We start from the raw sequence: 26926 nt of genomic DNA on the forward strand, positions 1-26926 counted from the left end.
TTTCTTTTCGTAATAGAGTTATTATTTTTTTGGGAGGATAATAATATACAGGTAGTAGACAGAGAATAAAAAAATAAACTTTTCAGGTAATTCTTTTTCCGTTTTTATGAAAAAATGGTACGCTAGTAGTAGTAGATTAGAAGGGGAGATAGGAATGAAAAAGAGATGGATGCTTTTACTGATATTAATACTGGTAGCAGTGGCAACAGGATGCAATAAAAATGAGCCTACCCCAGATGAGCGGCTATCACAATATATAAAGCTTTGGAATGATCAGAAATTTAAGGAGATGTATGCTTTTCTTTCCACAAAGGCGAAAGAAAACATCTCAGAAGACGATTTTGTTTCCAGATACGAAAAAATCTACAAGGATTTAGACATCAATGATTTAGAGATAACCTATACAAAACCATCGGAAGACGAGAAGTTTGATAAAGCAGTACAAGCAGAAATTCCGTTTTCAGTAAAAATGAATAGCATGGCAGGCGAAATCAGCTTCGACAATGATGCTACATTGGTTAAAGAAGAAAGAGAGAAAGACGAGAACTGGTATATAAATTGGGATACTACTTATATTTTTTCAGAATTAGGTCCTGACGATAAAATCTCTGTTAACACAATTCAAGCAGAGCGCGGCAGTATTGTCGATACCAATGAAAATCCACTTGCAATGAATGGTGTCATCTATGAAATTGGACTTGTTCCAGAGCAAATGGGAGATAATCCAGATACAGTTATCAATGAACTAGCAAAACTCCTAGACATAAAAAAAGAAACCATTCAAAAGGCATTAGATGCAGACTGGGTCCAACCGAGCTTTTTTGTTCCAATTAAAAAGGTTGCCACAGGAGATAGTGCTTATTTGGAAAAACTATTTGCATTACCTGGTGTTCAAAAACAAGATACAAAAGGCAGAATTTATCCATTTGGAGAAAGTGCTGCCCATTTGATTGGCTATATTGGCAGTATTACAGCAGAAGAGCTAGAGGAAAAGGAAGGAAAAGGCTATTCAAGCACAGATGTAATTGGAAAAAGAGGCTTAGAGCAAGTGCTAGAAGATCGATTAAAGGGATCTAATGGCGAACAAATTTTAATTAAAAAAGCAGACGGTAGTACGGTTACATTAGCGGAAAAAGAAGTACAAAATGGCGAAAACATCAAATTGACGATTAATGCAGATTTACAAAAAGAAATTTATGAAAAAATGGATGGAGAAGCAGGTGCTGCAGCTGCAATTAATCCATCAACAGGAGAAACACTTGCGCTAGTTAGCAGCCCAGCATTTGATCCAAATAAGATGATTGTTGGCCTTACAACGTCAGAGAAGGAAGCATATGACAATAATAAGCTAGACCCTTTTACTAATCGTTTTAAAAATAACTATGCACCTGGTTCTGTCCTGAAGCCTCTTGTTGCTGCAGCTGCTTTAACAGAAGGTGTAATTACTCCAGAACTGGAAAGAAAGATTACCACAAAACAGTGGCAAAAGGATAAATCATGGGGCGGCTATTATATAACAAGAGTGCATAGCAGTTCAGCACCCGTAAACCTAGCAGATGCTCTTCTTTACAGTGATAATATTTACTTTGCCCAAACGGCACTCGATTTAGGGAAAGAAAAATTTGCGAATGAACTAAAGAAATTTGGCTTTGAAGAGACATTTCCTTATGCATATCCAATTGAAACATCTACTTTTGGAACATTAGATACGGAACAGCTATTAGCAGACTCAGGCTATGGTCAGGGCCATGTGGAAATGAGTGTCATTCATCTTGCTACAGCGTATACTCCGTTTGTTACAGGTGGAAACCTCATGACCCCTGTATTATTGGATAGCGAGGAGAAGAGCAAAGTCTGGAAAGAAAAGATCATGGACGAATCTGTTGCTAAGACGATTTCTGATGATCTCCAGCAAGTAATTGAAAATCCCAATGGTACGGCACGCGCTGGAAAAATAAGTGGAAAAACATTTGCTGGAAAAACAGGTACAGCCGAATTAAAAGAGAAACAAGGCGAAAAAGGAACAGAAAATGGCTGGTATGTTACCTATGATAAAGACAATAAGGACCTTTTAATTGCAATGATGATGGAAGGCGTCCAAGACAAAGGAAGTTCCGGATACGTCGTCAAAAAAGTGAAAGAGATAATCGAATAAGGGGAAAAGGAGTGTTCGAATTGAATGCTCCTTTTTTATTTTTGAGGAAAGTTGGAACTTAAGTGAGATAAAACCCGAAAAGTTTAGGAGTAAGGGGAAATGTGGTGTTTATAAAGGGGGCTGAAAACCAGAATCCGCTGGACAGGTAGGAAAAGTGGTGTTCAACAAGCGAGTGAACGCCGAAACGAAAGCAAAAGTAAAACAAAAAAACACCGCAACACTAGGATATCCCAAAATAGACTAAAATCCACGAAAAGCAAAATCTCCTAAAAATATCCATCTCGCTAATGCCTATTCTCCGTCTATCCGATTAATAAAAACCAACCTCTAGCGCAATTTCTATCTAATTTACTCATGATTCACTTCTTCCTTTCATACATTAGTTTAAACGGTGAAAGGAGAGAGCGGAATGAATGAGGTAGAACAAAAGGAATTAGAATATGCCATTGACGAAATTACTGAGATTGCTTCTGGATTTGGACTAGACTTTTATCCAATGAGATATGAAATTTGTCCTGCGGATATCATTTATACATTCGGTGCGTACGGAATGCCTACTCGATTTTCCCATTGGAGTTTTGGAAAACAATTTCATAAGATGAAGCTACATTATGATTTAGGTTTATCAAAGATATATGAATTAGTCATTAACTCAAATCCGTGCTATGCCTTTTTGCTTGATAGTAACTCGTTAATCAATAATAAACTAATCGTTGCCCACGTTTTGGCGCATTGTGATTTCTTTAAAAATAATGTTCGTTTTCAAAATACGAAGCGTGAAATGGTCGAAAGCATGGCGGCAACGGCTGATCGGATTCGCCAGTACGAAATCAAATATGGAAAGCATGAAGTAGAAACCTTTTTGGATGCGGTATTAGCGATTGATGAACATATTGATCCAAGCTTGATGCGGCCAAAATTAGCATGGTCGATGGATGATGTGGAATTTGTGGAGGAAGAGGAAACAACCAGTACTCCTTATGATGAACTATGGGGATTAGATGATCGAAACAAGCCAAAAAAGCAAAAGAAAAAGGTCGCAAAGAAATTTCCGCCACAGCCAGAAAAGGATTTACTGCTATTTATCGAAAACTTTAGTAGAGAGCTCTCTGATTGGCAAAGGGATATTTTAACGATGATGCGAGAAGAAATGCTCTATTTCTGGCCACAGTTAGAAACAAAGATTATGAACGAAGGCTGGGCATCTTATTGGCATCAGCGAATTGTAAGGGAATTAGATTTAACAAGTGCAGAAGCAATTGAATTTGCCAAGCTAAATGCAGGAGTAGTACAGCCGTCTAAAACAGGCATTAACCCCTATTATCTAGGATTAAAGATATTTGAAGATATTGAGGATCGTTATAATAATCCAACAGAAGAAATGAAGAAACGGGGAGTTAAACCAGGATCAGGGCGGGAAAAAATGTTTGAAGTACGTGAAATAGAATCAGATATTTCCTTTTTAAGAAACTATTTAACAAAGGATCTTGTGATGAGAGAAGATATGTATCTTTTCCAAAAACAGGGCAGAGATTATAAAATTGTTGATAAAGCTTGGGAACAGGTGCGGGATCAATTGGTAAGCATGCGGGTAAATGGAGGCTTCCCATATATTACAGTCAATGATGGAGATTATAACAAAAATGGGGAGTTATACTTAAAGCATGGTTATGAAGGGATTGAACTAGACTTAAAATACTTAGAAAAGGTGCTTCCATATATTCATCAATTATGGGGAAGAGGCGTTCATATCGAAACAATAGTAGAAGATAAAAAACTTCTTTATACCTATGATGGCAAAGCAATGCACCGGAAATATTTGTAGGAGGGACAGACCCATAGTGCTTGAACGCGCTAGGGTCTCTTCTTTTAATTATCCAAATTAAATGATGATTTATTAAACCATTTACATATCTAAGTTTAAGGGCGGTTACCACTACCCATCAATAGGTAACAGTTTTCAATGCCTCTCTAATAACACGGTTAAGTCTACGAAAAGTTACAGCAAATTAACTGAAATGAAAATATTTAATCCAAAATAAAGGAAATACCTTCAAAAAGAAAGAAATCAATAGAAAGAAAAGGAAAGAAAGGAATAAAGCTGTGATGAAGCAAAGAAAAATAGTCATTACCGGGTATGGAACGGTTGCCAAAGAATTTGTCGAGTTATTGGATCAAAAAAAAGAAGAACTTGTAGAAAAATATCATACGGAATTTAAAGTAGTTGGAGTCATCGGATCTATCGGGATGATTTATGAACCGGACGGCTTAAATCTTTCTGTATTGCATCAGTTGCCAAAAGGGTCTCTAGGAATTTCGCAATATGCTAGTAGGAAAGATTTATCGATTGAATCCCCATTGCTAAAAGGGGATATTCTACTAGAATGTACACCTACCAATCTAGAAACAGGCGGTCCGGCCCTTTCTTACATGAAACAAGCCCTTGAGGCAAAGATGGATATTGTTTCTGTGAGCAAAGGAGCACTTGTCCATTCCTTGCCAGAATTACTAGAGAGAGCAACTGCAAATGGACGCCAAATTAAATATAGTGGGGCAACAGCAGCTGCACTACCAACATTAGACATCGGTGAATTTAGCTTGGCTGGAAGCAATATTTTATCGATAAAAGGAATTCTGAATGGAACATCCAATTTTATTTTAACAAGTATGTCAGAGGGGAATATAACCTTTGGAGAGGCACTACATCAAGCACAAGAGAAGGGGATTGCAGAGAAGAACCCTGATTTAGATATTAAAGGACTTGATAGTGCCTGCAAAATTTTACTGTTGGCAAATGGATTATTTCATACGAAGTTAACATTAAAAGATATGGCAATAGAGGGAATTGAGAAGATTACAAAAGCGGATATGCAGCGGGCAAAAATAAATGGGTGTGAGTGGAAGCTTATTGCAGCAGCAAAAAAACAAGGAGACAGGCTTATTTTGCAGGTCAAACCAGAAATTCTTGCTCCTGAAAATCCATTGATTCATGTAAAAGGGACAAATAAAGGAATATTGTTTGAAACAGAGGAGATGGGAACAATTTGCTGTGTGGGCGGTGCCTCTCATCCTAAAGGAGCAGCGGCGGCAGCCTTAAAAGATATGATTAATCTCATTCGCTAAGTTAGAGAGTAGAATCGAATCGGTTTAGTAGGAGTCTGAACGAGGTGTATGCATACTTATCTATTTTTGGGCTATCTTTTTTTGATACATGACAATATATGTATCTAGCAGCTCGCTTATTCGTATGGTATTGGGATCATTTAAGCCTTTTTCAATCCCGTATTTAAGCAATTTGATTTTTAAAAGATCGATTGTGTCCAATAATTCACAAACATTTTCGACGTTTATTCTGGAAAGTGCCATTTTATGATGCTCCTACCTTTTATAGATTGCTTATACTATTCTATCAAATAAAATTGGAAATATTAAGCTCTTTTTGAATAAAATTTACAAAAATGTGGGGAGATGGCTTTATATAGGCTTGGAGCTTACATGGACGAAAAAACAGCGGAATACAAAGAAAGTTTGGAGGATACGATGATTTTCGTAAAAGTGTTTTCTATCAAATCAGTGTGGCCTTTGTTAATCTTCATAGGTTAATGGGCATTTGACACATCTCCTCTTTAAAAGGGAAATGTCAAATGCCCATATTATTAGGGATAAATTAACGTATTCTTCAATTTATTTTTCCGAAACAATGCTAAATAAATATTCAAGGTAGGATTCTAATTCAAATTTATCTTTCTCAATAAAGTCAGTCACCGCAGAATTTGTTTGTATTTTCATTGTAATCCTCTCCTTTTGAAATTGATTTTCTTATCAGTAGTATTTGTCTATAATATTCCCAAACTATTAAACTTTTATACCTAGTTTGCAAAAATAATTTGGAAAAAATACTTTTTTGGAAAATACCAGAAAGGAGAATTTGCTTAAATGAATGGATGGTACGGGCATCTGTATGAGGATTTCCCCTTTGAATTATTTTCTATATCTCATCTAGCTATGATAGGCATCCTTTTCATTGGGGGAGTTTTGCTTACTATTTTTCGAACTTACATCCGAATACGAAGCAGTTTATTTCGGTCTGTGTTTTTCGTATTATTATTCGGTCTAGAGGCGATGTACCATTATTGGATGTATAAGGATGGGTTATGGGATGTTGCTTTTATGCTGCCGTTCCATCTTTGTTCCATCAGTTTAATCCTTTGTTTATTGCTTCTGCTAACTAAATGGGAGCTTGTATTTCAAGTAGTTTATTTTAGTGGTATTATTGGCGCATCAATGGCAATCTTCACGCCAGAATTATTTTTAGGTTATCCCCATTTCCGCTATTTCCACTTTTTTGTCACGCACATTCTTATTATATGGACTTGTCTGTACTTTGTGCTTGTCCATCAGTATAAACCGACAAAAAAAGGACTAGTTTTGTCCTTTCTTTTTTTAAATAGCAGTGCAGCGCTAACCTGGATAGTCAATCGTTTAACAGGGGGCAATTATATGTTTTTAGCATACAAGCCTGCAAACAGCTCCTTATTAGATTATTTAGGGCCATATCCATATTACTTGTTGATTCTTGAAGTAGTAGCACTTGCATTGTTTTTTCTCTTGCTTCTGCCTTTTCAACTTAGAAGGAAAAGGTAAAGAGGCTGTTTTTTAGAAGATGTTTATTTTTCAATAGGAAAAATAACTTAATTAGTGACACTGAGCAGCCTGAATACATGTAGACTCCTATGGGATTAGCGAGAAAGGTGAGACCCCGCAGGCGTGCCGAGGAGGCTCACCGCTCGCCCCATGGAAAGCAGAGTGTATTCAGGCTGCGGGTCATAGCAACAAACTTCACGAAATATCCTTAATGATTAACTCGCTCTTTTTTCAAAAGCGCTAAAAATTGTTGCTCGTTAATAATTTCAATTGGTTTTCCTTTTGCTTGTAAATCATAGGCTTTTTTCTCTTTTGAACTAATGCCTTCAGAGCCAACAAGTTTTTGATCCTGTACACCTACAACCAAATAATCGGTTTTGCTGCTTACACCACTTTTAATGACGCCACCAACGTCTACAACTTGTTGCATCGCGTCTTTCCTATCAAGGGAATGCAAGTCTCCAGTAAAAACTAGATTTTTTTGATAGAGTGGATGATTTTCATCAAATGAGTCAGTTGTAGGCGAAATTTCTGATATAGCAACGGAATTGAATTGTTTAACAGGCTTTCTTTTTGCAAAAGTTGTTGCTCTTCCAAAAGTAGTTTGTGGCTTTAATTCTGAAAACAGTTTAATGGGAAGTGTAGGATAAGAAGCACAGTAATTAGTTAATGAATCCTTTTTTCTTGATTCAATACAAGCAATCACGAGCTCCGCACATGCTCTAGCATCTGAACCTGCATGGTGATGTTCTTCCATCGCGATGCCAAAGTATGAGGTGCGATCCTTTAAAGATTGCCCAATCTTTGCTCCTCTTGTTGCCCGATTACTAATAGGAATACTGCAAATATAGGCAAAATCAGGCTTATCCAATTGATATTTTTCCAGACAACAATAGAGCACACTCATATCAAACTGTGCATTATGTGCGATGATTGTATGGCTGGAAATGTCCTCTTTTATCATTTCCCATACTTCCGGAAAGCTTTTCGCATCTTTCACATCTTTTTCTGTTATCCCATGAACGGCAATAAACTTTGGATGGAATGATAGACTTGGGGGTTTTATTAAAAAATATTGTTCCTTTACAATGGCGTTATTTTCCACATAAGCTAATCCAATCGAACAAGCACTAGCCATATCAGCATTTGCTATTTCAAAATCGATAGCAATAAAATCCACTGTTTACACGCTCCCTCTATTTTTCTACTAGTATATCATGTTACGACTTTTTCTTCGTAAAATAAGAATAGCTAAGCAAGATGAATATTATGGAACAGGAGGAATATTATTCTTATATAATAATGTAATAGACTTGTAATCTAATTTGCATATAGATGTAACCTAATTATCTGAATAATATGAGAAGATAAATTGGTTGATAGAAGGAAGCCTTGGAAACTAATCTTTACGTAAATGAGGTCACTAGATGAAAAAGATTATTGTTTTGTCACTCCTGTCATTTGGATTATTTTTTAGTGGGGTATTTAGTACACAGGAAGCAAGTGCTGCTTCAAAAAAATCAGTTGTTACTGTTGCAAAAAACTATATTGGTACCCCTTATAAATATGGAGGAACTACTCCAAAAGGATTTGATTGCTCCGGTTTTGTTGTCTATAGCTATAAAAAAGTAGGCAAGTCGTTGCCAAGAACAGCTGCGAGTATGTATAAAAAGGGGAAGAAAGTAAAAAAAGCGAACTTAAAAAAGGGAGATTTAATCTTCTTTGAAACATATAAAAAAGGTGCATCCCATGTCGGTATATACATAGGAAGTAATAAGTTTATTCATAGCTCTTCTTCAGGAGTAAAAGTGGACAAGCTATCCAACTCCTATTGGAAAACAAAATATTATGGCGCAAAAAGAATTTAACCCTTTCCTTTGGATAGGGTTTTTATTTGTTTTTAGAGAGTTGCGAGGGTTGGACAATAAATCAGGATTTAGGATCATATCACTGTTGTTACTTTTTAATAGAATTTACTAAATAAGGGAAAAAGAGCGTGCTATCGTATTTATTAACACTACACTTTTCTATATGATAGAGTAATAAGCAAAAAATACTAGCAGTGTGAAAACAGCAGTGGGGGAAGAGTATGAACGCAACAGTGAAATTTGCATTATCGATGGCGATATTTGGTTCGATTGGCTATTTTTCCGCGAAAGCGAATTTGCCATCTATTGAATTGGTTTTTATTCGGTGTATTTGTGCATGTGTGGTGCTAAGTATTGTCTATCTTTTTTCAAAGAGAAAAAAGGAAGAGATAGAGAAAAAGGAGATTGGCTATAGTGTGCTTTGTGGCGTATTTCTTGTCGTGAACTGGGTATTTTTCTTCCGTTCCTTTGAACATATGTCTGTAACAGTTGCCGTTTCGATTTATCATTTGGCACCAGTACTTGTCGGTTTATTAGGAAGCTTTCTTTATCGAGAAAGGATTACGTTTAAATTAATGCTAACGGTGATTATTTGCTTTATCGGAACGTTATTGGTCGGGGGAATGCAGGATTATCTGTCTATTGATGAGCTGATGTCTGCTGGATTGCCATGGGCTTTTGGGGCTGCGTTATTCTATGCGTTAACGACATTGACAGGGAAGAAAATTGCTAAGCTAAACCCCGTTATAACAACCATTATTCAAACAAGTGTCGGCATCATTATGCTCCTTCCCTTTGTAAAATGGGATTATTTTCTTCATCTAACAGGGGAAAACTGGTTTTATATTTTATTAACAGGAATTATCCATACTGGCTTCGTGTATTATTTATTTTTCAGCAGCTTGCCGAAACTATCTTCTGGATCTATTGCTGTTCTCGTGTTTATCGATCCAGCAGTTGCGATTTTTATGGACATTGTATTAACAGCGTATCGTCCGGATATTTTCCAAGTTATCGGCATTGTGCTTATTTTTTGGGGGCAAACGAGGGCTGCTTTTAAACGCAAAATAAGTGAAGTAAAAGAGGAGGTTTTCTGACTTGGAGAAAAAATATGGGGAACATACAATCAATCAAAAATTAGATGCTGTAGAAGTTTATAAGGATCCTAGAATGGTCTTAAGAATAAAAAAGAGTAAAGAGGAAGCGAGTGGGGTGACAATTGAATTACATAATACCCTTAATGGCCGTTTAAGCTATGATTTACCAGTAGATTTATTAAAGAAGATAATATCTGAGATAGAATGAAAAGTTTTGATTGCATTTCAAGAGACTCCAGTCAACGAACATTCTCCAATAAAAAATTATTCCCAATCTTTTTTATTGGAGAATGGTTGATTAGTAAGTTTGGATACCTTCAAAGCTTCGGAAAATGCATTTCATAAATCGGCTTTTTATAATAAGGTGGTCTCATCGTTGTTTTTGGCATCGGCCATTTATGATTGATATACGTCATGTTAACCGTATCTTTTGATTGTTTCATGAGCAATAATTTTAGTTTTGGATTAAATTCATATCTCATTCAATACCCCTCCTTCCTTTAACGTATTCAGACTTCCTAAAAAGAGAGCTTTTCCCTTTTTTGCATAGTAAATAATTAGGCACCAAAATAGCAGCGTAACATAGGATAATTTACTACTAATAAATGGAGGGGTCTGTATGTCCTTTTATGTGAATGATCCGAGAGATTCGATGTATCAAGTTCCGGAAGCATATTATGAATTATTAGAAAAACGAAATCATCAATCGGAAAAGCATATCCAGCTTACCGAAATCCAAGAACTTTTTGAAGCAAATAAGCAAACCAATCCATATCCGCTCTATCCGAATTACGGAAAAGTAACAAAGTATGAAGAAATTCCGATTAATTTTCCTGAGAATAGACAGCTCCGTCAGCCAGGGTTAGAAAGCTATATGGTTCCCAAACCGATTATCGAAAATGACCACTACATAGGAAGTGGAAAGCTAAAAGGGAAAGTGGCGTTAATTACAGGGGGAGACAGTGGAATTGGTGCAGCTGCTGCGATTGCCTTTGCAAAAGAAGGGGCAGATGTGGCGATTGCTTATTTAGATGAGCACGAGGATGCAAATCGTACGAAAAGAAGAATCGAAGAATTAGGGCAGCAATGTCTCTTATTGCCAGGAGATTTACGGAAAAAGAAGCAATGCATTGACATTGTGGAGAAAACGGTAAGAACGTTTGGAAAGTTGGATATTCTTTGTAACCATGTCGGTATTCAATTTCAACAGGCGAAATTAACGGATATCACAGATGAACAATTTGATAATACATTCAAGGTTAATATTTACTCCCACTTTTATACAACAAGAGCAGCACTTCCTCATTTAAAGCCGGGAAGCAGCATTATTAATACGGCTTCTGTTGTTGCATATGCAGGGGAACCACTGTTAATTGATTATGTTGCTACAAAAGCAGCAAATGTCGGTTTCACTCGTGCCCTTGCGAGAAGCGTTATCAAAGATGGAATACGAGTAAATGCAGTAGCACCAGGACGAATTTGGACACCGTTAATTCCAGCTAGCTTTTCTTCTGACCAAGTTGCCGTTTTCGGTACTGATAACCCAATGCAAAGAGCAGCACAGCCATTTGAATTAGCTCCAACGTTTGTCTACTTAGCTTCCGATGATTCTCGTTTTGTAACAGGGCAAGTCCTCCATGTAAATGGGGGCGAAACAGTAAGCTCGTAATTAGTGGAAATGGGCTAGTTGCTAGCCCATTTCCTGTATATTATCCAAGCAACTTTACAAATTTTCTTTTTCCAACTTGGATAATTATTTCATTAGGGATTGTGACCTCAAGTTCCGTATCCTCAACCTTTTCTCCATTAATCCGAACTCCTCCATTTTGAATCATCCTCTTTGCTTCACTTTTGGAAGTTAATAGATTTAAGTCAACTAGAAGCTGGATGAGCGATTCAGGATTTTTTCCAGTCCAATGGATGGTCGGAATGTCATCTGGTAAGGAGCCTTTTTGAAAAATAGTGATGAATTGCTGCTCTGCTTTTTCGGCGGCTTCTTCTCCATGGTACATCCGGACAATCGTTCTTGCCAACAGCATTTTAGCGTCTCTAGGATGAAGAGAACCAGCATGTAAATCCTTCTTGATTTGCGTTATTTCAGCAAGCTCAATATCTGTAATAAGCTCAAAGTATTTGCTCATTAATGGATCAGGGATAGACATTGATTTTCCATACATTTCAGATGGGCTTTCATCGATGCCGATATAGTTTTTCTTCGATTTCGACATTTTTTCAACACCATCTAACCCTTCTAGAAGGGGCATTAATATCGCAATCTGCTTTTCTTTCCCAAACTTCTCTTGGTAGTGGCGTCCCATGAGAATATTAAAATGCTGATCTGTGCCGCCAAGTTCAATATCTGCCTCTAATATCACGGAATCATAGCCTTGCATCAGTGGGTAGAAGAATTCATGCAAGGAAATCGATTTTCCATATGCTAACCGCTCTTCAAAATCATCCCGTTCTAGCAAGCGGGCAACGGTTATTTTTCCAGCAAGTTGAATGACATCTTCAAAGGAAAGGGAAGAGAGCCATTTAGAGTTGTAATGAAGCTCGACCTTTTCCATGTCCAGTACTTTGCCGAATTGCTCAAAATAAGTTTTCGCATTCTCCTTCACTTCTTCATCTGTCAGCTGTTTTCTAGCAGAAGATTTTCCAGTTGGATCACCAATTTTGCCGGTGAAATCACCGATGATTAATTGAATCGTATGCCCGTTTTCTTGGAATTGGCGCAGTTTATTCAGTACAACTGTATGGCCGAGATGAACATCTGGAGCAGATGGATCAAGGCCGAGCTTTACTTTTAACGGGGTATTTGTCACAAGTGACTTTGCGATTTTTTCTGCTAGTTCTTCCGTCGGAATAATATCTTGCACGCCTTGACGATAAACATCAAGTTGCCTCTGCATTTCTTTTTTCTGGTCAACTGTTAACTGTTCAATAAATGGACTCATCTTTCTTACTCCTCTCGTTAAATTAATGATAAAAAAACAAAAAAACACGCCCCTAAAAAAAGGGACGTGGTTGCTTTTATGCACGTGGTACCACCCTAATTGAAGAATATTGACTATTCCTCCACTCATTATGGGTAACGGCTCATCCGTTCTTCGCTAATGGAATAAAATTCTTTCACAAAGAATGCTCCTGGAGGTAATTCGCGTCTATTTTTGTGTCAATTTACACCAACCATTGACTCTCTAATAACAGGGAAATAGGCACTACTGATTCCAATCAAAGCATATATATAAAGACATTATAAACAAATTTATCAAGTTAGTACTAACTTTATAAAGATACTAACAGATACAATTCGGAAATTCAAGAGGCAATTTTATATTCCTTTGAAAAAATTTTGTTCCCATATCAAGTAAAAAAAAGTGATTTTTTGTACGTTTTTAAGCCATTGGCTCCGCTTCGTGCCATCTGGAATTGGCAATCCATAAAATCATTTAACAAGAGTGAAATACTCTTGACCTTTTTTCCCATATAATTTACTATATAGCTAATATAAAAGAGCGATGAGGAAGAAGAGTAAGCAATGGAAATGTGTAAAGAGAGCTGATGGTTGGTGCGAATCAGTACGGATTGATTGCTGAATGGGCTTCGGAGCTACAAAGCTGAACAAATAGTAGGCTGCGCGGAATGTCTTACCGTTAAAAAAGACAAAGTATAAGAAACGGCTTTGTTTCTGTACGGATAAGTGCGTTTATTTTTATAAACGAATAAAGGTGGCACCACGGGTTACTCGTCCTTATTTACAGGATGGGTAGCCCTTTTTGTGTTGCTTTAAAAATATAAGAGGAGGATCAGAAAATGAAAAACATCGTCTTAACTGGAATTAAGCCAACGGGCCAGATTCATTTAGGTAATTATATAGGTGCCATTAAGCCAGCTTTAAAGCTAGCGGAAAATGACGAGGATCAGGCGGCTTATTTTATCGCAGATTATCATGGATTAACGAAAATTCATGATCGAGAAACGTTTCGAACATTGACATATGGAGTTGCGGCAACATGGTTAGCGCTTGGATTAGATCCGGAAAAAGTGATTTTTTATCGCCAATCCAATGTTCCAGAAATCTTTGAGTTGAACTGGATTTTAGCCTGTTTTACTCCAAAAGGGCTGATGAACCGGGCCCATGCTTATAAAGGAATTGTCGACAGTAATAAACTAGCAGGAAAAGATATAGATGATGGTGTAAACATGGGGCTGTTTACGTACCCAATTTTAATGGCTGCTGATATTCTTGCATTCCAGGCAAATATGGTGCCTGTCGGCAAAGATCAAATTCAGCATGTGGAAATTGCACGAGATATTGCCGAAAGCTTTAATCATCAATACGGGGAAACCTTTGTATTGCCAGAATATATTGTGGATGATGACACGAGCATCTTACCAGGGTTAGATGGCCGAAAAATGAGCAAAAGCTATCATAATACGATCCCGCTTTTTGAAGAGCCAACAAAATTGCAGAAGCTTATCAATAAAATCAAGACAGATTCCTTGCCTCCAGAAGCGCCAAAAGATACAGAAACGTCTATTCTGTTTACTTTGTATAAAGAGTTTGCAAGCGTGGAAGAAACGGAAGAGATGCGTAAAAGATACGAAAATGGCGTCGGATGGGGAGAAGTCAAAAAGGAATTGTTTTATGTCATGAATCGCTTTTTAGAAGAACCCCGCAAAAAATATAATGAATTAATGGCAAACCCGGAGCAAATAGATGCCATTCTTGCAAAAGGAGCAGAAAAAGCGCGCGCCAGAACCTTGCCAACTTTGGAAGAGGTGAGAAAGCAGCTTGGGGTTTCGCGGTGAGTGGGGAAGTTTTAAGAAAGAGTGGTGAGAGGTGTAAGGAAGAGAGTGGAAGTTTTAAGAAAGAGTGCCAAAGTCGCAAGTAAAAGAGTGGAAGTCGCAAGAAAGAGTGCCGAAGTCGTAAGTAAAAGAGTGGAAGTCGCAAGAAAGAGTGCCAAAGTCGCAAGTAAAAGAGTGGAAGTCGCAAGTAAAAGTGCCAAAGCCGCAAGTAAAAGAGTGAAAGTCGCAAGCAAAAGTGCTAAAGTCGCAAGCAAGTATGAAAGCCGCAAGTAAAAGAGTGGAAGTCGCAAGAAAGAGTGCCAAAGTCGCAAGTAAAAGAGTGGAAGTCGCAAGTAAGAGTGCCGAAATCGCAAGTAAGAGTGCCGAAGTCGCAAGTAAAAGAGTGAAAGCCGCAAGCAAGAGTGTCAAAGTCGCAAGCAAGAGTATGAAAGTCGCAAGCAAAAGAGTGGAAGTCGCAAGCAAAAGTGCCAAAGCCGCAAGTAAAAGAGTGGAAATCGCAAGTAAAAGAGTGAAAGCCGCAAGTAAGAGTGGAAGTCGCAAGTAAAAGAGTGAAAGCCGCAAGTAAGAGTGGAAGTCGCAAGTAAAAGAGTGAAAGTCGCAAGTAAAAGAGTGGAAGTCGCAAGTAAGAGTGCCAAAGTCGCAAGTAAAAGAGTGGAAGTCGCAAGAAAGAGTGCCAAAGTCGCAAGTAAAAGAGTGGAAGTCGCAAGTAAAAGTGCCAAAGCCGCAAGTAAAAGAGTGAAAGTCGCAAGCAAAAGTGCCAAAGCCGCAAGTAAAAGAGTGAAAGTCGCAAGCAAGAGTGCTAAAGTCGCAAGCAAGTATGAAAGCCGCAAGTAAAAGAGTGGAAGTCGCAAGTAAGAGTGCCAAAGTCGCAAGTAAAAGAGTGGAAATCGCAAGTAAGAGTGCCGAAGTCGCAAGTAAGAGTGGAAGTCGCAAGCAAAAGTGCCAAAGCCGCAAGTAAAAGAGTGAAAGTCGCAAGTAAAAGAGTGAAAGCCGCAAGCAAGAGTGCCAAAGCCGCAAGTAAAAGAGTGGAAATCGCAAGTAAGAGTGCCGAAGTCGCAAGTAAGAGTGCCAAAGTCGCAAGCAAGAGCATGAAAGTCGCAAGCAAAAGTGCCAAAGCCGCAAGCAAAAGTACCAAAGTCGCAAGCAAAAGTACCAAATCCACAAAAAAATCACCAAAATTCAAAGGGAAAGACACGCCGTTAATTACAATAATCCTATAAAGCTCAAATAAGGATAAATAAGTGAATGAACAAAGGCTGCTTTCCCTTTTTTTCCACTAGGAATTCTATATCTTTACTATTCAAGAAGGAATAATTCTATATTCTTTGAATAAAATCCCATTTAGAAGTAAACATTATAGGTAAAAATGCTAAGAGGTGTACAGTATGGCACATAAAATAGAAGCGCTTCTCGATTATATTAAAACAAGATTTGACTCAGAACCGAAATCGCAACTGCATATTGGAGAGGCAATGGGCTTATGGACATATCAGGCTGCAATTGCGGATGAAATTCCTGTATTGGAAATGGCGCTTAATACGACAACAGATGATGTGTTAATGGAATTAATTAATGAGGCTAAAGAATTAGCAACCGAGCAACGTAAGATTTTAGAGGAATTTATGTTAAAAGAAGGAGTCCCACTTTCCAATTCCGCTGAATCGAAGCCCAAGTCGGACCCAAATGCTATTCCTTTGGGCGCTAAATCGACGGATATGGAAATAGCGAACTTACTAGCAGCGAAAGTGACGAGTAATATTGTCATGTGCGCTACAAATATCACACAAAGTGTCCGCAGTGATGTTGGGTTAATGTGGATTCGCTTCCATACAGAGAAGAGTATTTATGGGATGGATTTGAAAACGAAAATGAGAGAGCATGGATGGATCAAAATGCCGCCAAGCTTCTATCCGCCAGGAGCACCCCATCAGTAATTCACAATTTTCCTGTCCTATGCTATAGTGATAAAAGAATGCCTCTCCCAATCTAACGAGTGCAGGAAAGGCAATCTATCTAATTTAAAATGAAGTTTCACACAATCTAGTGTTGCGAGCACTAGATTTTTTTTGAAAAAAATCATGCTTCATGTAATAGCCACCTTCACGTAAGTTCCATCCTTCAAATGAATATCAACAAGTGGTTCAGCAAGTGACACAGCTTTAAGCTCTTTACTTAAAGTCTTCAATAAAAACTTTATTTCCGTTATATTCGTATAGATCGCATCAACTGTATTATTTTTTCCTTTGTGGTGAGTAAATTTCCATAACTGTTTCGATAAGGCAATATCAAGGAATGGACTCAACAGAAAAAGAGGGAGAACAAGGGAAAAACGTTTATGTTTATCGGTTTGGACAATTACCTTTACCATGTCTTCCACCACTATTCCACATAAATATTGATACTGTCGCCATTTGCTAATTTAGCATTTACAATTTCGCCGACTAATTCGCTATCAATCGCAGCAAGTAATAATTCTACATCGATATTTTCTGTATAGGTTTGGGATTGAGGAATTTTGGATGCTATTCCAATTCCCGTTTGAAGCAGTACTTTCACAAGTCTAATCGGAACATTTATATTTATATTGTCATTTGTTTCTGAATGGACACGTACTTTAAGTAAGCGGTTTAGATAAGGGCTATCTTCAAGCAGTGGCTTTTTTTCTATTTTTTCCTCGAATGAATTGATTAGTACAGCTGCTTGGTCTGATGTTAATTTGCCGTTTTCCACCATTGTTAAAATTCGTCTTATTTCGTCATTCATGTTTCATTCCTCCTTAAAGATCCTTCATTAATCGGATAGCCTCGTCCGCTGTTATTTCATTCATCTCTAGCTTTTCTAAAATATCTGCTTTTCTTTGTCCCTCTTTGGTGCTTACTTTTTCTTCTTTTGCTTCTTCACCTGTCATAATCTCAATAATATCATCCAGTTTTCCTCGGACAGTTGGATAAGAAATACCTAGCTTTTTTTCGACTTCTTTAATGCTTCCTCTTGAAAGAATAAAGGTTTCAATAAAATGCATTTGCTCCTCTGAAAAAGAGTGCCATTTGGACAGATGAAATCGATTTTCAATCGTCGTATGACAATTAGTGCATTCAAGTTTTGTTACATGGAGTTCATGATGACAGACAGGACAATCATTTATAACTGGATAATTCATACTAAATATCAACCTCCTTTCTATGATAGATTAATTAATTTTCTTAAATAAGTCAATTATATGATTGATAAAATTAATGTAATTATATCTATTTGTTAATATTGTTTATTTTATATGCGGGATTTTTTCGAAGTGAGTATGGTTTTCGATGAAACTTTTTGACTAAGTGATGCGTAAGGAATGATATAGTGTAATAAAGGAAAAAATTTCTTCATTAGAGGAGATGAGAGATATGGGGAATTTCTTTGCGTTTGAGGATTTTATTGCTACAGGGAATATCCTGTTCGCTATCGTACCGACTATATTTGCAATCATCCTTGGTATTATTGTAGTTAGGATCATAAAGGGACTTATAAAGTGGAGCAAAAATAACAATCAACCTCGTCTTTCTACACCTGCAAAAGTAGTTGCGAAAAGAACGAGTGTTCATGGTGGGGGAAATACCCGTGCATATAATCACTATTATGTTACATTTGAATTTCCGAGTGGTGAGCGTACGGAATTTCAAGTAAATGGCGGACAATTTGGTATGCTGATAGAAGGAGATAACGGGGAACTGCAATGTCAAGGAACAAGATATCTAGGCTTTACTAGAAATGAGCCTATAGGAGAACAAACACAATGAGCTATTCTTTGCATAAGATAACCGAAGAAGTGGCGAGGGAGATCCTTAGCTGGACATATTTGCCGCCATATGACCTATATAATAGTGAAGTAACAGAGGAAGCATTACAGGAGTTTGCGGAAAATCCGTACTATGCCCTTTATAAGGACGGAGCATTAGTTGGATTTTATTGCACAGGCTATGCAGCGCAAGTTCCAATCGGCTATTTTTTTCATGCATATCCAGAAGGGTACCTGGATATTGGCCTAGGTATGCGCCCAGACTTAACAGGGAGAGGACAGGGAACTGCCTTTCTCCAATTTATTATAGCTTCCATCGAGACAACTCAGCCTTTGCGCCTAACTGTAGCTGCCTTTAATAAAAGAGCAATTGCTTTATATGAAAAATTTGGATTTCACAAAGTGTCTTCCTTTACAAATGCGAATGATGTATCGTTTTTAATCATGATAAGAGGAGAATAAAAAAAGCTCTGGCTGATAACCAGAGCTTTTTTTATTAAAGGGTTTATTATTGTTTTATTAGTATGAGAATTCATAAGCGGAGAATTTCCGGCTATTGTATATAGAGTGAGCTTAAGTAGCGGATATAAACGGAGATATTCCGATTAGCTGTTGAAAATAAGACAAAATTTGAAGAATTTAATTCGATAAACGGAAAAACCTCCTTTATTTTTAAGGAAATGAGTGTATTTCTCAATTTAAGCGGAATTGTTTCGTTAATTTTTTAAGACAGTAAAATCAACATTCAGTTATAACAGATTCTTATGAAAAAATGACATTTGTCACCTAATATTCCTGACATCTGCGACTAATCAGCCCTCTTTTTGCAAGCTACAATAAAGATAGAATCTGGAGGTGGGAAGCTTGCAAACAATCGTAGAGCTAAAGAATGTAACAAAGGAGTTTCAGCAGAAGAAGGCAGTAAATGACGTATCTTTTTCAATCAAACAGGGAGAAATGGTGGCAATCTTAGGTGCGAATGGAGCAGGAAAGACGACGACAATGCGGATGATGCTTGGGCTAATGAAGCCAACAAGAGGCACTGTTTCCCTTTTTCAAAAGGATTCTAAACACAAAGAAGTATTGGAAAGGGTAGGAGGGATGCTGCAGGAAGTCAGTGTGATGGATAGCTTAAAAGTAAAGGAATTGATTCAATTAATACAAAGCTATTATCAACATCCTCTTGAATTGTCCTCTTTATTAGAACTAACAGGTCTTCATGAAGAGGAGTGGAATAAGCGAACAGAAAAGCTTTCAGGTGGCCAGAAAAGACGTTTGAACTTCGCACTGGCGCTTGCAGGTAATCCAGACTTACTGTTTTTAGATGAGCCAACTGTTGGCATGGATGTTACGGCAAGAGAAAATTTTTGGAGAAAAATCAAAGAATTAAATAAGCAAGGAAAAACAATTCTTTTTACAACACATTACCTGCAAGAAGCAGATGAAGTAGCGGAAAGAATCATTATGATTAATAAAGGCGAAGTAGTTGGTGACGGGACACCTGAGCACTTAAAGGGAAAATTGACGAAGCCAAGGGTGAGATTCCAAGAGAAAATTTCATATCCCATCGATTTTTATCGGACTTTGCCATTTGTTGCAGAAGTGCAAAAAGAGAAGGAAACGGTAACCCTTGTCGCAACAAACGCTGATCAACTGCTAAAGGAAATCTTCGATAGGCAACTGAATATCCATCATATTGAAGTAAAGCTTGGTCGATTGGAAGAGGTTTTTTCACAGCTAATGGAAGATACGAAGGAGGTAGACAGCAATGAACACCTTTTGGATGCAAAGTAAAGCAGAGACCGTTCGAATGCTTCGGAATAAATACTATATTTTTTGGTCCTTATTAGTTCCAGTCCTCTTCTATTTTTTATTTACAAATATTTTTATAGCACCCAGAGAAGATGACGGACTATGGAATCTACATTATTTAATGTCGATGACGACATTCAGTATTATGGGATCAAGTATGATGACGTTAGGAATTAAAATCGTTCAGGAAAAGGCAGAAGGTTGGACGATATTTTTAAAGATTACGCCACTCTCCCAATTTATTTACTATGGTGCAAAAATGGTTGCTCAAACAGTGATTCATTTATTTTCCATTCTTGTTATATTTACGGCAGGAATCCTCATCAATGACGTGAGTCTTCTTTTTTCACAGTGGCTATTTTGTGGTATCTGGATTCTGTTTGGATCTCTTCCATTTCTAGCTCTTGGAACAATTATTGGCACGATTAAAAAAGTAGAAACAGCTTCAGGAATTAGCAATCTATTATATATGTCTATGGCGATAACTGGGGGAATGTGGATGCCAATTGAGGTGTTCCCATCCTTTATGCAACAAGTGGCAAAATGGGTTCCTTCGTATCATTTTGCCAACGGAGCATGGGAAATAATCAGAAATCACTATCCATCTTTTTCTAGTTATCTGATGATTATCGGGTACCTCGTTCTATTTATGGTATTATCAACTTATATTGGAAAAAAAAGAGAGGCGGTGTAAGAAGATATGGATACCAAGAAGAAATTCGAGCTTTTTCCAAGAAGGTTTGGCTTTTTCCCCTATATCTTTTTAGTCTACATATTGATTCCGGTTATGCAGATGATAAAGGAAGATGGGACGAAGCAAATAATTGGTTTTCTTCTTGTGCTTATATTTCTTCTTTCATACCGGCAATTGTATACGCATATAGAAGAGAACTCCTTTAATTATTGGCTCGTTATTCAAATTTTGATCGTACTGATTTTTAGTATCTACTATGATCCTAATCTATTATTTATGGGCTATTTCCCAGCTAATTTCATTGGCTATTATTCGGGCAAAAAAAATTTTTATTACTTCTATAGCCTTTTGGTCTTTTCAGTACTTTTTCCAATCGTCATTAGTTGGAATGCCATCAATCCTTACTCCCTTATTTTTATGGTTCCGTTCTTTATTATCATGCTAATCTCTCCTTTTGGAATCCGCTCGATGAATCGGCGCATGGATTTAGAAAAACAACTGGATTTAGCAAATGAACAAATTAGTTATCTAGTAAAAAGAGAAGAACGAATGAGAATTGCTCGTGATCTGCATGATACGCTTGGCCACACTCTATCTTTGCTGACACTAAAAAGCCAGCTCGTTGGCAAAATGGCGAAGCCGCAACCAGATAGTGCGATGAAAGAGGCGAAGGAAATGGAAGAAATTTCTCGTGCGGCATTAAAACAAGTTCGTGAGCTAGTATCTGATATGCGGGCTATAACCATCCGAGAAGCAATAGTGGAAGTTCAAAAGACGTTACAAACTGCGGGAATTGATGCAGACATAACCATCGAAATGGAAGATGGCGAGGTAGCCCTTTTAACCCAGAATATTATCAGTCTCTGTTTAAAAGAAGCTGTTACTAATATTGTTAAACACAGTGATGCAACGAAGAGTAAAATAGCTATCCAACAAGATCCTGGGACAGTCGGGCTAACTGTTCAGGATAATGGCAAAGGCTTACATATCGAACAGTCCCACGGAAATGGATTAAAAGGAATGAGAGAGAGACTGGAATTGGTAGATGGAAAATGGAGTATTGCATCTAATCACGGAACGACTATTCACATTGTCGTTCCGATTATAAGAAAGGAAAGGCAAAAGGAGGAGATATTATGATTCGAATTATTATCTCAGAAGACCAGAGAATGCTCAGAGGCGCATTAGGAACACTGCTTAATTTTGAAGAGGATATGGAAGTTATTGGCCAAGCGGAAAATGGCAAACAAGCATTAGAGCAGATTTCCGAACTTAAGCCAGATGTTTGCTTATTGGACATTGAAATGCCTATTAAAAGTGGTCTTGAAGTCGCAGAGGAGTTAAGAGCATTAAATTCCTCTTGTAAAGTGGTAATTTTAACAACGTTTGCAAGGCCTGGGTATTTTGAAAGGGCGCTAAATGCCAATGTTCATGGCTATTTATTAAAGGATGGTCCGAGCGAAGAGCTTGCAGAAGCGATCCGAAATATTATGAATGGAAAAAGGGAATTTGCCTCCGAATTGATTTTTGGCAGTATCGGAAAAGATAATCCATTATCAAAGCGAGAGAGAGAAGTATTGATTCTGGTGGAAGAGGGGAAGTCGGTGAAGGAGATTGCTGCAGCCTTATTTTTATCTACAGGAACGATTCGCAATTATATTTCAGAAGCAATTAGCAAATTAGGGGCAAAAAATAGAATGGAGGCCATAGCAGAAGCGAAGCAAAATGGCTGGTTATAAACGCCTCTTGCTTCGCTTCTGCTTTTCATCCTTATTTCCCACTTCGAATAAAGTTTAAGTGCCATCTTGTATAAACCAATGCAACTGCATAATAAATTCCTGAATACCATAAGCTCCATCCACTGTAGGTAATGAACCCAAAGTAAAGAAGGGCAGACTCTAAAAGAATAGAGTAGGCAATCCAAGCGAAAAAATAAGGAATAAATCTTTTAACATCATGGGGCATAAAATTTAAATAAATGATTCCATGGGTGGAACCAAGTGTTAGTTCAATAAAATGAACAGACAATTGCACGCCTTTTGGTCCAAGCTCATACAGATGGAATACAAAACTTAATATAATATCTGAGCTTAAATTAATTAAGCCAACGACAAACCAAGTCACATATATTTCCACTTTTGTAAGATGCTTTGGCATAAACCATATGATGATTATAGTAACAAGGAAACAAATATAAGGAAACCAAGTCATAATTTCACTCCCGAAAGATACATAAAATAAGTATGACCTAGTTGGCATTATTTAAAACGAGAAGGATTAAGAAAAAAGGAATCATCTATTTGTTAAATGCATATAAAAACAATAATCGATTTTAAATGATTCAATAATTTTCAAGTTTTTAACAATTTATTTCCTTATTTTGATAGAATGGTAGTAATTATCCTTTGGGAGGAACAAATATGGTAGATAGTCAGAATATCCGCAAGGGAATGGGATATGTCTTAATAAAGCTAGCAGGAGCTGGGTTTGCTGCCACACTCTTTTTTTGCTATATGTTTTTATCCAGCTTTGATTTATATTTATTTTCCCATGAAATCAAAAATCCCTTCTTTTGGATTGCTTTTTTTGGTGTGGGGATTCTTGTTTCTATGATAATTGATCGTATAGCAAAATATTATCCGAAACTAGAAATTGTATTGTATCTTTTAGCAGGGCTTTGTCTGTTTTTACCGATTGTGTGGAATGTATACCCTTTAATAGCTGCAACCATTGGCTTGATTTGCTCATTATTATTCTATATAGGAATTAAATTAGCGGCAAAGCTAAACGCATTTAAATGGACATTTGCCTTTACGCCTATTCTCTTTCTTTTGTTAACGATTCCTGATTTTACAGTAAAAAAAGAATGGAATACGGTCAGAGGCGATCAGTCCTATGAAGCCTATTTTTCTTATTTTAACGGAGAAGATCATATCCCAGTTAAAGCAAAAAAAGGAGAAAAGATAACAATCTACATTGATTTTACGAATCGCAATGGCGGTGGATTTGGCTATTATTTAATAGATGAAAAGAATCGGAGGATAGGGCTGAGTAATGAGGAAAAGTCCGTTTTAACCTTTGAGGCAAAAAACACAGAAACCTATATGCTCATTATTACCGGCGATGGATTGCAAGGTGGTTTTGAGGTGAGCTGGAAGAAAGAGTGAGAGTAAGGATGAAAAAAAGAATGTTACTAGTGGGCATAAGCATATGTATCCTTATGCTATTTTCCTATTACCAAAATAATAGTCTATCTACCTCAACCTTCAAGCTTTCATCTGAAAAAATAAAAGACTCGATTAAAGTAGTGCAACTATCGGATTTACATAGTAAACAATTTGGAAAAAATCAAAACCGTTTAGTAAGGAAAGTAAAAAACTTAAATCCTGATATCATTGCATTCACAGGTGATCTTGTTGATTCGAAAGACTATGATGAACAGAAAAGCATGACATTAATGGAAGAGCTTATCCAAATAGCCCCAACCTATTATGTAACTGGAAATCATGAATCCTGGTCAGGAAAATTCTCTGACTTAGAAGAGAAATTACGGAAAGCAGGCGTGTATGTCTTAAGAAATGAACAGGTGCTAGTGAAAATAAAGGAAGAAACCGTGAATCTTATTGGGGTAGATGACCCAACCTTTTTGTCAGGTGAAGAGGAACTATCCGAAATTATCGACAGCCACCGCTCTGAGGAACATTTTAATTTGCTGCTGTCCCATCGACCAGAGTTGTTTTCCCTCTATGAAAAATTGGATCTAGTCTTAACTGGTCACGCCCACGGAGGGCAAGTAAGACTCCCGTTCATCGGCGGAATAGTCGCACCAGATCAAGGCTTTATGCCCGAATATACAGCCGGCATGTATAAAAAAGAAGAAACGGTAATGATTGTTAATAGAGGTTTAGGTAATAGCATAATTCCCCAGCGGATTTTTAATCGACCAGAGATTGTGGAAATAGTATTAGAATAAGGAGCTTTCCTTAGAAGAATCGATCTTCTTGGAAGGCTCCTTTTTACGTTATGCTTTATCTGTCACAGGATATACGGTGAAAAAATCAGCATAGTCTACTAGATGAAAGTCAGCAATTTCACATTGATTTTGGAACATACAGGTTTGAATCCCTAATTTATTTGCCGGAATTAAATCCAATTCTCTATCACCAATCGCTAAATCAATCGAATACTTCGTATGTAAATAGTGATAGGAATCTACTGCAGGCTTCCTAGGAAATCCATTCTCCAAAGTTACGATTTCCGCAAAATATTTCTCCCATCCATAATGGCGAAGAAAATGAGTAACTCCCGCATAGCTTTTATGTGTCATAATCACATTCGTATCCGCTTTTTTTAAAATCTCCTCTACACCTGGAAAAGGCTTTACCGCACTTACATCGATTTCCTTATTCATAGTCTTAATCTCTTTTATCTGCTGTTCCGTTAATCCAAAAAATTGAATCGCATGGGAAAAGGAAACTTTTAATTCTTTATAAATAGAGTCCTTTTCTATCTTTTCTCCAAGTATCTTGTAAAGAACCTCTGTATAAGCAGGATATGTATCAAATAATGTACCATCAAAATCCCAAAGAATATTCATATAGGAATCCTCCATAAATGTTGTTTCTTCTATGTTAATATACTTAATTTGGTAAGTCTATTAGGAGATTGCTAGAGTGGGAGAGGAAGGAATAGGGATGAACGCAGGACTTTGGAGGGAGGAGGGGGAAAGTAGTGTTCATCAGAGGGATGAAAACCAAAAGCAGCGGAACCAAAGGAAAAAGTGGTATTCATCAGGGGGATGAAAACCAAAAGTAGCAGGATCAAAGGGAAAAGTGGTGTTCATCAGGGGGATGAAAACCAAAAGCAACGGAACCAAAGGAAAAAGTGGTGTTCATTAAGGAGATGAAAACCAAAAGCTGCAGTATCAAAGGGAAAAGTAGCGTTCATCAAGGAGATGAAAACCAAAAGCAATGGTATCAAAGAGAAAAGTAGTGTTGTGTTCATCGTTCATCAGAGACAATAGTAGTAGTTGTCCCTTCCCCATACGTAAAGGAAATGCCAAAAACCCAGTCCACCAAAATATCCCCCCTAATATTGACGGATAATCTAAAAATGTTTATTATATTACTAACGAAATATAATTTTGTTTATAAAATAACAAACAAAATAACGAGGTGTTTGTTTTATGGATGTTTCATCATTTTTTCAAAACGCAACAATAGATGAATTAAAAAAGGGATATATAGAGAAAGATGATTCGTTTCTTTGTCTTTTGTGTGGGGAGCAGGTAGAGAAGGGCATTATCTATCCAGTGGATGGCAAATTATATGAGGCGGAGAAGTTTATGAAGCGTCATATTGAGGGTTCGCATCAATCTGTGTTTCATTATTTGATTGGTCTTGATAAAAAGATGACAGGGTTAACGGAGCATCAGACGAAATTACTGGAGCTGTTTTATCAAGGGAAAAGTGATGCAGAGGTAAAAAAGGAACTGGAGATTGGCAGTGCTTCAACGATTAGGCATCATCGTTTTGCTCTGAAGGAAAAGGAACGGCAAGCAAGAAATTTTCTGGCGATTATAGAGTTAATGAAGGAAAAGGACAATCATGCCCCTAGTTTTGTCCCCATTCATCAAACAGCTACGATGGTAGATGACCGATACAATATTACGGAAGCAGAGCAGGAAGAAATAGCAGCTAAGTATTTTAATGCAGGAGTCTTGAGTAAATTTCCGATGAAACAAAAGCAAAAGTTAATGGTTCTTCGTGAAATAGCAAAGCGATTAGAAGGACAGGAGAGCTATTCGGAAAAAGAATTAAATCAGCTCTTACAAACAATTTATGAGGACTATGTTCTGATTAGACGATATTTAATTGAATATGGATTTCTTGATCGCAAGGCAGATGGAAGCCTTTATTGGTTAAAAAAATAGACTGTTTGAACTGACCTAGCCAAATGAGACATATATAAAACACCTATCCATATTAAATTTAACACTTTTTCATTAATTTGATATTGGTTCTTTACTGGAAATAGTTCAGGCACTTTGTCACTTTACTTGGA

The 26926-nt window shown here is 37.2% G+C and carries 32 protein-coding genes and 2 other annotated features; of the genes, 23 read left to right on the top strand and 9 right to left on the bottom strand.

Going from position 1 to position 26926, the window contains the following annotated elements; all coding sequences use genetic code 11:
- Window positions 1-106: 106 nt before the first annotated feature.
- The 3 genes from ACWNMZ_RS21600 (at window position 107) to ACWNMZ_RS21610 (ending at window position 5278) form a co-directional block, all read left to right on the top strand.
- Entirely contained in the window at window positions 107-2155 is a 2049-nt protein-coding gene (locus tag ACWNMZ_RS21600; RefSeq protein WP_449598891.1) for a penicillin-binding transpeptidase domain-containing protein, read from the top strand.
- A gap of 409 nt (window positions 2156-2564) precedes the next feature.
- Window positions 2565-3980, top strand: coding sequence for a SpoVR family protein (locus tag ACWNMZ_RS21605; RefSeq protein WP_349205093.1), 1416 nt, complete (start codon window positions 2565-2567; stop codon window positions 3978-3980).
- 278 nt (window positions 3981-4258) lie between these two features.
- Window positions 4259-5278: a homoserine dehydrogenase gene (locus ACWNMZ_RS21610; RefSeq protein ID WP_328283964.1), complete on the top strand. Its 1020-nt coding sequence runs from the start codon at window positions 4259-4261 to the stop codon at window positions 5276-5278.
- 60 nt (window positions 5279-5338) lie between these two features.
- Here the strand turns inward: ACWNMZ_RS21610 and ACWNMZ_RS21615 are convergent, their stop codons facing one another.
- Window positions 5339-5521, bottom strand: a complete 183-nt coding sequence (locus ACWNMZ_RS21615) for an aspartyl-phosphate phosphatase Spo0E family protein (RefSeq protein ID WP_251628637.1) — start codon at window positions 5519-5521, stop codon at window positions 5339-5341.
- A gap of 570 nt (window positions 5522-6091) precedes the next feature.
- On the opposite strand from ACWNMZ_RS21615, the gene ACWNMZ_RS21620 reads away from it, so the two are divergent.
- Window positions 6092-6799, top strand: a complete 708-nt coding sequence (locus tag ACWNMZ_RS21620; protein ID WP_031539896.1) for a YwaF family protein — start codon at window positions 6092-6094, stop codon at window positions 6797-6799.
- A 208-nt stretch (window positions 6800-7007) separates the two neighbouring features.
- Here ACWNMZ_RS21620 and ACWNMZ_RS21625 read toward each other — a convergent pair whose 3' ends face one another.
- Window positions 7008-7979 (bottom strand): exonuclease domain-containing protein, encoded by a 972-nt coding sequence (locus ACWNMZ_RS21625; protein WP_031539897.1) that lies wholly within the window; start codon window positions 7977-7979, stop codon window positions 7008-7010.
- A gap of 247 nt (window positions 7980-8226) precedes the next feature.
- Here ACWNMZ_RS21625 and ACWNMZ_RS21630 point away from each other — a divergent pair, with 247 nt between their 5' ends.
- The 3 genes from ACWNMZ_RS21630 to ACWNMZ_RS21640 all read left to right on the top strand — a co-directional run bounded on the left by ACWNMZ_RS21630 (window position 8227) and on the right by ACWNMZ_RS21640 (window position 9972).
- Window positions 8227-8667, top strand: coding sequence for a C40 family peptidase (locus ACWNMZ_RS21630; RefSeq protein WP_031539899.1), 441 nt, complete (start codon window positions 8227-8229; stop codon window positions 8665-8667).
- Between the two features lie 221 nt (window positions 8668-8888).
- Complete coding sequence (locus tag ACWNMZ_RS21635; RefSeq protein ID WP_349205092.1) at window positions 8889-9764, top strand: DMT family transporter; 876 nt, start codon at window positions 8889-8891, stop codon at window positions 9762-9764.
- 1 nt (window position 9765) lies between these two features.
- The gene (locus ACWNMZ_RS21640) at window positions 9766-9972 is read left to right on the top strand and encodes a hypothetical protein (RefSeq protein WP_031539902.1); all 207 of its coding nucleotides are present in this window, start codon (window positions 9766-9768) and stop codon (window positions 9970-9972) included.
- A gap of 109 nt (window positions 9973-10081) precedes the next feature.
- On the opposite strand, the gene ACWNMZ_RS21645 is transcribed toward ACWNMZ_RS21640, so the two are convergent.
- Entirely contained in the window at window positions 10082-10246 is a 165-nt protein-coding gene (locus ACWNMZ_RS21645; RefSeq protein WP_192840967.1) for a hypothetical protein, read from the bottom strand.
- A gap of 137 nt (window positions 10247-10383) precedes the next feature.
- On the opposite strand from ACWNMZ_RS21645, the gene ACWNMZ_RS21650 reads away from it, so the two are divergent.
- On the top strand, window positions 10384-11433 hold the full coding sequence (locus ACWNMZ_RS21650; RefSeq protein ID WP_396953884.1) for an SDR family oxidoreductase: 1050 nt from the start codon (window positions 10384-10386) through the stop codon (window positions 11431-11433).
- A 40-nt stretch (window positions 11434-11473) separates the two neighbouring features.
- On the opposite strand, the gene tyrS is transcribed toward ACWNMZ_RS21650, so the two are convergent.
- The gene (tyrS, locus tag ACWNMZ_RS21655) at window positions 11474-12718 is read right to left on the bottom strand and encodes a tyrosine--tRNA ligase (protein ID WP_349205091.1); all 1245 of its coding nucleotides are present in this window, start codon (window positions 12716-12718) and stop codon (window positions 11474-11476) included.
- Between the two features lie 57 nt (window positions 12719-12775).
- Window positions 12776-13008 (bottom strand) — a binding site (T-box leader).
- A gap of 265 nt (window positions 13009-13273) precedes the next feature.
- Window positions 13274-13520: a binding site (T-box leader), on the top strand.
- Window positions 13521-13577: 57 nt separating this feature from the next.
- On the opposite strand from tyrS, the gene ACWNMZ_RS21660 reads away from it, so the two are divergent.
- From ACWNMZ_RS21660 to ACWNMZ_RS21685, 6 genes are all read left to right on the top strand, one after another.
- Entirely contained in the window at window positions 13578-14576 is a 999-nt protein-coding gene (locus ACWNMZ_RS21660) for a tryptophan--tRNA ligase (RefSeq protein WP_349205090.1), read from the top strand.
- A gap of 45 nt (window positions 14577-14621) precedes the next feature.
- On the top strand, window positions 14622-14846 hold the full coding sequence (locus ACWNMZ_RS21665; RefSeq protein ID WP_349205089.1) for a hypothetical protein: 225 nt from the start codon (window positions 14622-14624) through the stop codon (window positions 14844-14846).
- Window positions 14809-15117: a hypothetical protein gene (locus tag ACWNMZ_RS21670; protein ID WP_449598892.1), complete on the top strand. Its 309-nt coding sequence runs from the start codon at window positions 14809-14811 to the stop codon at window positions 15115-15117. The genes ACWNMZ_RS21665 and ACWNMZ_RS21670 overlap by 38 nt, the downstream gene beginning before the upstream one ends.
- A gap of 23 nt (window positions 15118-15140) precedes the next feature.
- Entirely contained in the window at window positions 15141-15407 is a 267-nt protein-coding gene (locus ACWNMZ_RS21675) for a hypothetical protein (RefSeq protein WP_349205087.1), read from the top strand.
- Between the two features lie 23 nt (window positions 15408-15430).
- The gene (locus ACWNMZ_RS21680; RefSeq protein WP_349205086.1) at window positions 15431-15793 is read left to right on the top strand and encodes a hypothetical protein; all 363 of its coding nucleotides are present in this window, start codon (window positions 15431-15433) and stop codon (window positions 15791-15793) included.
- 165 nt (window positions 15794-15958) lie between these two features.
- Window positions 15959-16507: a DUF3231 family protein gene (locus tag ACWNMZ_RS21685; RefSeq protein WP_251628658.1), complete on the top strand. Its 549-nt coding sequence runs from the start codon at window positions 15959-15961 to the stop codon at window positions 16505-16507.
- Window positions 16508-16656: 149 nt separating this feature from the next.
- Here ACWNMZ_RS21685 and ACWNMZ_RS21690 read toward each other — a convergent pair whose 3' ends face one another.
- Genes ACWNMZ_RS21690 through ACWNMZ_RS21700 form a run of 3 tightly spaced genes read right to left on the bottom strand, consistent with a single transcriptional unit; the run spans window position 16657 to window position 17733 of the window.
- Window positions 16657-16950, bottom strand: coding sequence for a hypothetical protein (locus ACWNMZ_RS21690; protein WP_035416744.1), 294 nt, complete (start codon window positions 16948-16950; stop codon window positions 16657-16659).
- Between the two features lie 2 nt (window positions 16951-16952).
- Window positions 16953-17336, bottom strand: a complete 384-nt coding sequence (locus ACWNMZ_RS21695; RefSeq protein WP_031539957.1) for an SHOCT-like domain-containing protein — start codon at window positions 17334-17336, stop codon at window positions 16953-16955.
- A gap of 13 nt (window positions 17337-17349) precedes the next feature.
- Window positions 17350-17733 carry a DUF2089 domain-containing protein gene (locus ACWNMZ_RS21700; protein WP_031539958.1) on the bottom strand — a complete coding sequence of 128 codons (384 nt, stop codon included), beginning with the start codon at window positions 17731-17733 and terminating at the stop codon, window positions 17350-17352.
- Window positions 17734-17965: 232 nt separating this feature from the next.
- On the opposite strand from ACWNMZ_RS21700, the gene ACWNMZ_RS21705 reads away from it, so the two are divergent.
- The 6 genes from ACWNMZ_RS21705 (at window position 17966) to ACWNMZ_RS21730 (ending at window position 22602) form a co-directional block, all read left to right on the top strand.
- Window positions 17966-18358 carry a DUF2500 domain-containing protein gene (locus ACWNMZ_RS21705; protein ID WP_251628662.1) on the top strand — a complete coding sequence of 131 codons (393 nt, stop codon included), beginning with the start codon at window positions 17966-17968 and terminating at the stop codon, window positions 18356-18358.
- A complete protein-coding gene (locus ACWNMZ_RS21710; RefSeq protein ID WP_284561781.1) occupies window positions 18355-18819 on the top strand; it encodes a GNAT family N-acetyltransferase in 465 nt (154 codons plus the stop codon). Before ACWNMZ_RS21705 ends, ACWNMZ_RS21710 begins: the two co-directional genes overlap by 4 nt.
- 402 nt (window positions 18820-19221) lie before the next feature.
- Window positions 19222-20151, top strand: a complete 930-nt coding sequence (locus ACWNMZ_RS21715; RefSeq protein ID WP_284561782.1) for an ABC transporter ATP-binding protein — start codon at window positions 19222-19224, stop codon at window positions 20149-20151.
- Complete coding sequence (locus ACWNMZ_RS21720) at window positions 20126-20863, top strand: ABC transporter permease (protein ID WP_284561783.1); 738 nt, start codon at window positions 20126-20128, stop codon at window positions 20861-20863. The genes ACWNMZ_RS21715 and ACWNMZ_RS21720 overlap by 26 nt, the downstream gene beginning before the upstream one ends.
- 6 nt (window positions 20864-20869) lie before the next feature.
- Entirely contained in the window at window positions 20870-22003 is a 1134-nt protein-coding gene (locus ACWNMZ_RS21725; protein ID WP_031539965.1) for a sensor histidine kinase, read from the top strand.
- On the top strand, window positions 22000-22602 hold the full coding sequence (locus ACWNMZ_RS21730) for a response regulator transcription factor (protein WP_031539967.1): 603 nt from the start codon (window positions 22000-22002) through the stop codon (window positions 22600-22602). The genes ACWNMZ_RS21725 and ACWNMZ_RS21730 overlap by 4 nt, the downstream gene beginning before the upstream one ends.
- Before the next feature lie 31 nt (window positions 22603-22633).
- On the opposite strand, the gene ACWNMZ_RS21735 is transcribed toward ACWNMZ_RS21730, so the two are convergent.
- Window positions 22634-23074 carry a hypothetical protein gene (locus ACWNMZ_RS21735; protein WP_031539968.1) on the bottom strand — a complete coding sequence of 147 codons (441 nt, stop codon included), beginning with the start codon at window positions 23072-23074 and terminating at the stop codon, window positions 22634-22636.
- 209 nt (window positions 23075-23283) lie between these two features.
- Here ACWNMZ_RS21735 and ACWNMZ_RS21740 point away from each other — a divergent pair, with 209 nt between their 5' ends.
- Together ACWNMZ_RS21740 and ACWNMZ_RS21745 are read left to right on the top strand one after the other, a co-directional pair.
- A complete protein-coding gene (locus ACWNMZ_RS21740) occupies window positions 23284-24030 on the top strand; it encodes a hypothetical protein (RefSeq protein WP_031539969.1) in 747 nt (248 codons plus the stop codon).
- A gap of 8 nt (window positions 24031-24038) precedes the next feature.
- A complete protein-coding gene (locus tag ACWNMZ_RS21745; RefSeq protein ID WP_031539970.1) occupies window positions 24039-24836 on the top strand; it encodes a metallophosphoesterase in 798 nt (265 codons plus the stop codon).
- Window positions 24837-24884: 48 nt separating this feature from the next.
- Here ACWNMZ_RS21745 and ACWNMZ_RS21750 read toward each other — a convergent pair whose 3' ends face one another.
- Complete coding sequence (locus ACWNMZ_RS21750; RefSeq protein ID WP_031539971.1) at window positions 24885-25460, bottom strand: HAD-IA family hydrolase; 576 nt, start codon at window positions 25458-25460, stop codon at window positions 24885-24887.
- Window positions 25461-26048: 588 nt separating this feature from the next.
- Between ACWNMZ_RS21750 and ACWNMZ_RS21755 the strand changes: the two genes are divergently transcribed.
- The gene (locus ACWNMZ_RS21755) at window positions 26049-26795 is read left to right on the top strand and encodes a DUF2087 domain-containing protein (RefSeq protein ID WP_031539973.1); all 747 of its coding nucleotides are present in this window, start codon (window positions 26049-26051) and stop codon (window positions 26793-26795) included.
- The last annotated feature ends 131 nt before the right edge of the window (window positions 26796-26926 follow it).

The organism is Niallia sp. Marseille-Q9988, from assembly GCF_976954375.1.

Bases quoted from the DNA above. Each gene is read 5' to 3' on its own strand.
- ACWNMZ_RS21645 (WP_192840967.1), bottom strand. From the start codon at position 10,246: ATGAGATATGAATTTAATCCAAAACTAAAATTATTGCTCATGAAACAA.
- ACWNMZ_RS21735 (WP_031539968.1), bottom strand. From the start codon at position 23,074: ATGACTTGGTTTCCTTATATTTGTTTCCTTGTTACTATAATCATCATA.
- ACWNMZ_RS21630 (WP_031539899.1), top strand. From the start codon at position 8,227: ATGAAAAAGATTATTGTTTTGTCACTCCTGTCATTTGGATTATTTTTT.
- ACWNMZ_RS21635 (WP_349205092.1), top strand. From the start codon at position 8,889: ATGAACGCAACAGTGAAATTTGCATTATCGATGGCGATATTTGGTTCG.
- ACWNMZ_RS21740 (WP_031539969.1), top strand. From the start codon at position 23,284: ATGGTAGATAGTCAGAATATCCGCAAGGGAATGGGATATGTCTTAATA.
- ACWNMZ_RS21710 (WP_284561781.1), top strand. From the start codon at position 18,355: ATGAGCTATTCTTTGCATAAGATAACCGAAGAAGTGGCGAGGGAGATC.
- ACWNMZ_RS21745 (WP_031539970.1), top strand. From the start codon at position 24,039: ATGAAAAAAAGAATGTTACTAGTGGGCATAAGCATATGTATCCTTATG.
- ACWNMZ_RS21620 (WP_031539896.1), top strand. From the start codon at position 6,092: ATGAATGGATGGTACGGGCATCTGTATGAGGATTTCCCCTTTGAATTA.
- ACWNMZ_RS21615 (WP_251628637.1), bottom strand. From the start codon at position 5,521: ATGGCACTTTCCAGAATAAACGTCGAAAATGTTTGTGAATTATTGGAC.
- ACWNMZ_RS21650 (WP_396953884.1), top strand. From the start codon at position 10,384: ATGTCCTTTTATGTGAATGATCCGAGAGATTCGATGTATCAAGTTCCG.
- ACWNMZ_RS21725 (WP_031539965.1), top strand. From the start codon at position 20,870: ATGGATACCAAGAAGAAATTCGAGCTTTTTCCAAGAAGGTTTGGCTTT.
- ACWNMZ_RS21755 (WP_031539973.1), top strand. From the start codon at position 26,049: ATGGATGTTTCATCATTTTTTCAAAACGCAACAATAGATGAATTAAAA.
- ACWNMZ_RS21600 (WP_449598891.1), top strand. From the start codon at position 107: ATGAAAAAATGGTACGCTAGTAGTAGTAGATTAGAAGGGGAGATAGGA.
- ACWNMZ_RS21685 (WP_251628658.1), top strand. From the start codon at position 15,959: ATGGCACATAAAATAGAAGCGCTTCTCGATTATATTAAAACAAGATTT.
- ACWNMZ_RS21700 (WP_031539958.1), bottom strand. From the start codon at position 17,733: ATGAATTATCCAGTTATAAATGATTGTCCTGTCTGTCATCATGAACTC.
- ACWNMZ_RS21605 (WP_349205093.1), top strand. From the start codon at position 2,565: ATGAATGAGGTAGAACAAAAGGAATTAGAATATGCCATTGACGAAATT.
- ACWNMZ_RS21720 (WP_284561783.1), top strand. From the start codon at position 20,126: ATGAACACCTTTTGGATGCAAAGTAAAGCAGAGACCGTTCGAATGCTT.
- tyrS (WP_349205091.1), bottom strand. From the start codon at position 12,718: ATGAGTCCATTTATTGAACAGTTAACAGTTGACCAGAAAAAAGAAATG.
- ACWNMZ_RS21730 (WP_031539967.1), top strand. From the start codon at position 22,000: ATGATTCGAATTATTATCTCAGAAGACCAGAGAATGCTCAGAGGCGCA.
- ACWNMZ_RS21750 (WP_031539971.1), bottom strand. From the start codon at position 25,460: ATGAATATTCTTTGGGATTTTGATGGTACATTATTTGATACATATCCT.
- ACWNMZ_RS21705 (WP_251628662.1), top strand. From the start codon at position 17,966: ATGGGGAATTTCTTTGCGTTTGAGGATTTTATTGCTACAGGGAATATC.
- ACWNMZ_RS21695 (WP_031539957.1), bottom strand. From the start codon at position 17,336: ATGAATGACGAAATAAGACGAATTTTAACAATGGTGGAAAACGGCAAA.
- ACWNMZ_RS21660 (WP_349205090.1), top strand. From the start codon at position 13,578: ATGAAAAACATCGTCTTAACTGGAATTAAGCCAACGGGCCAGATTCAT.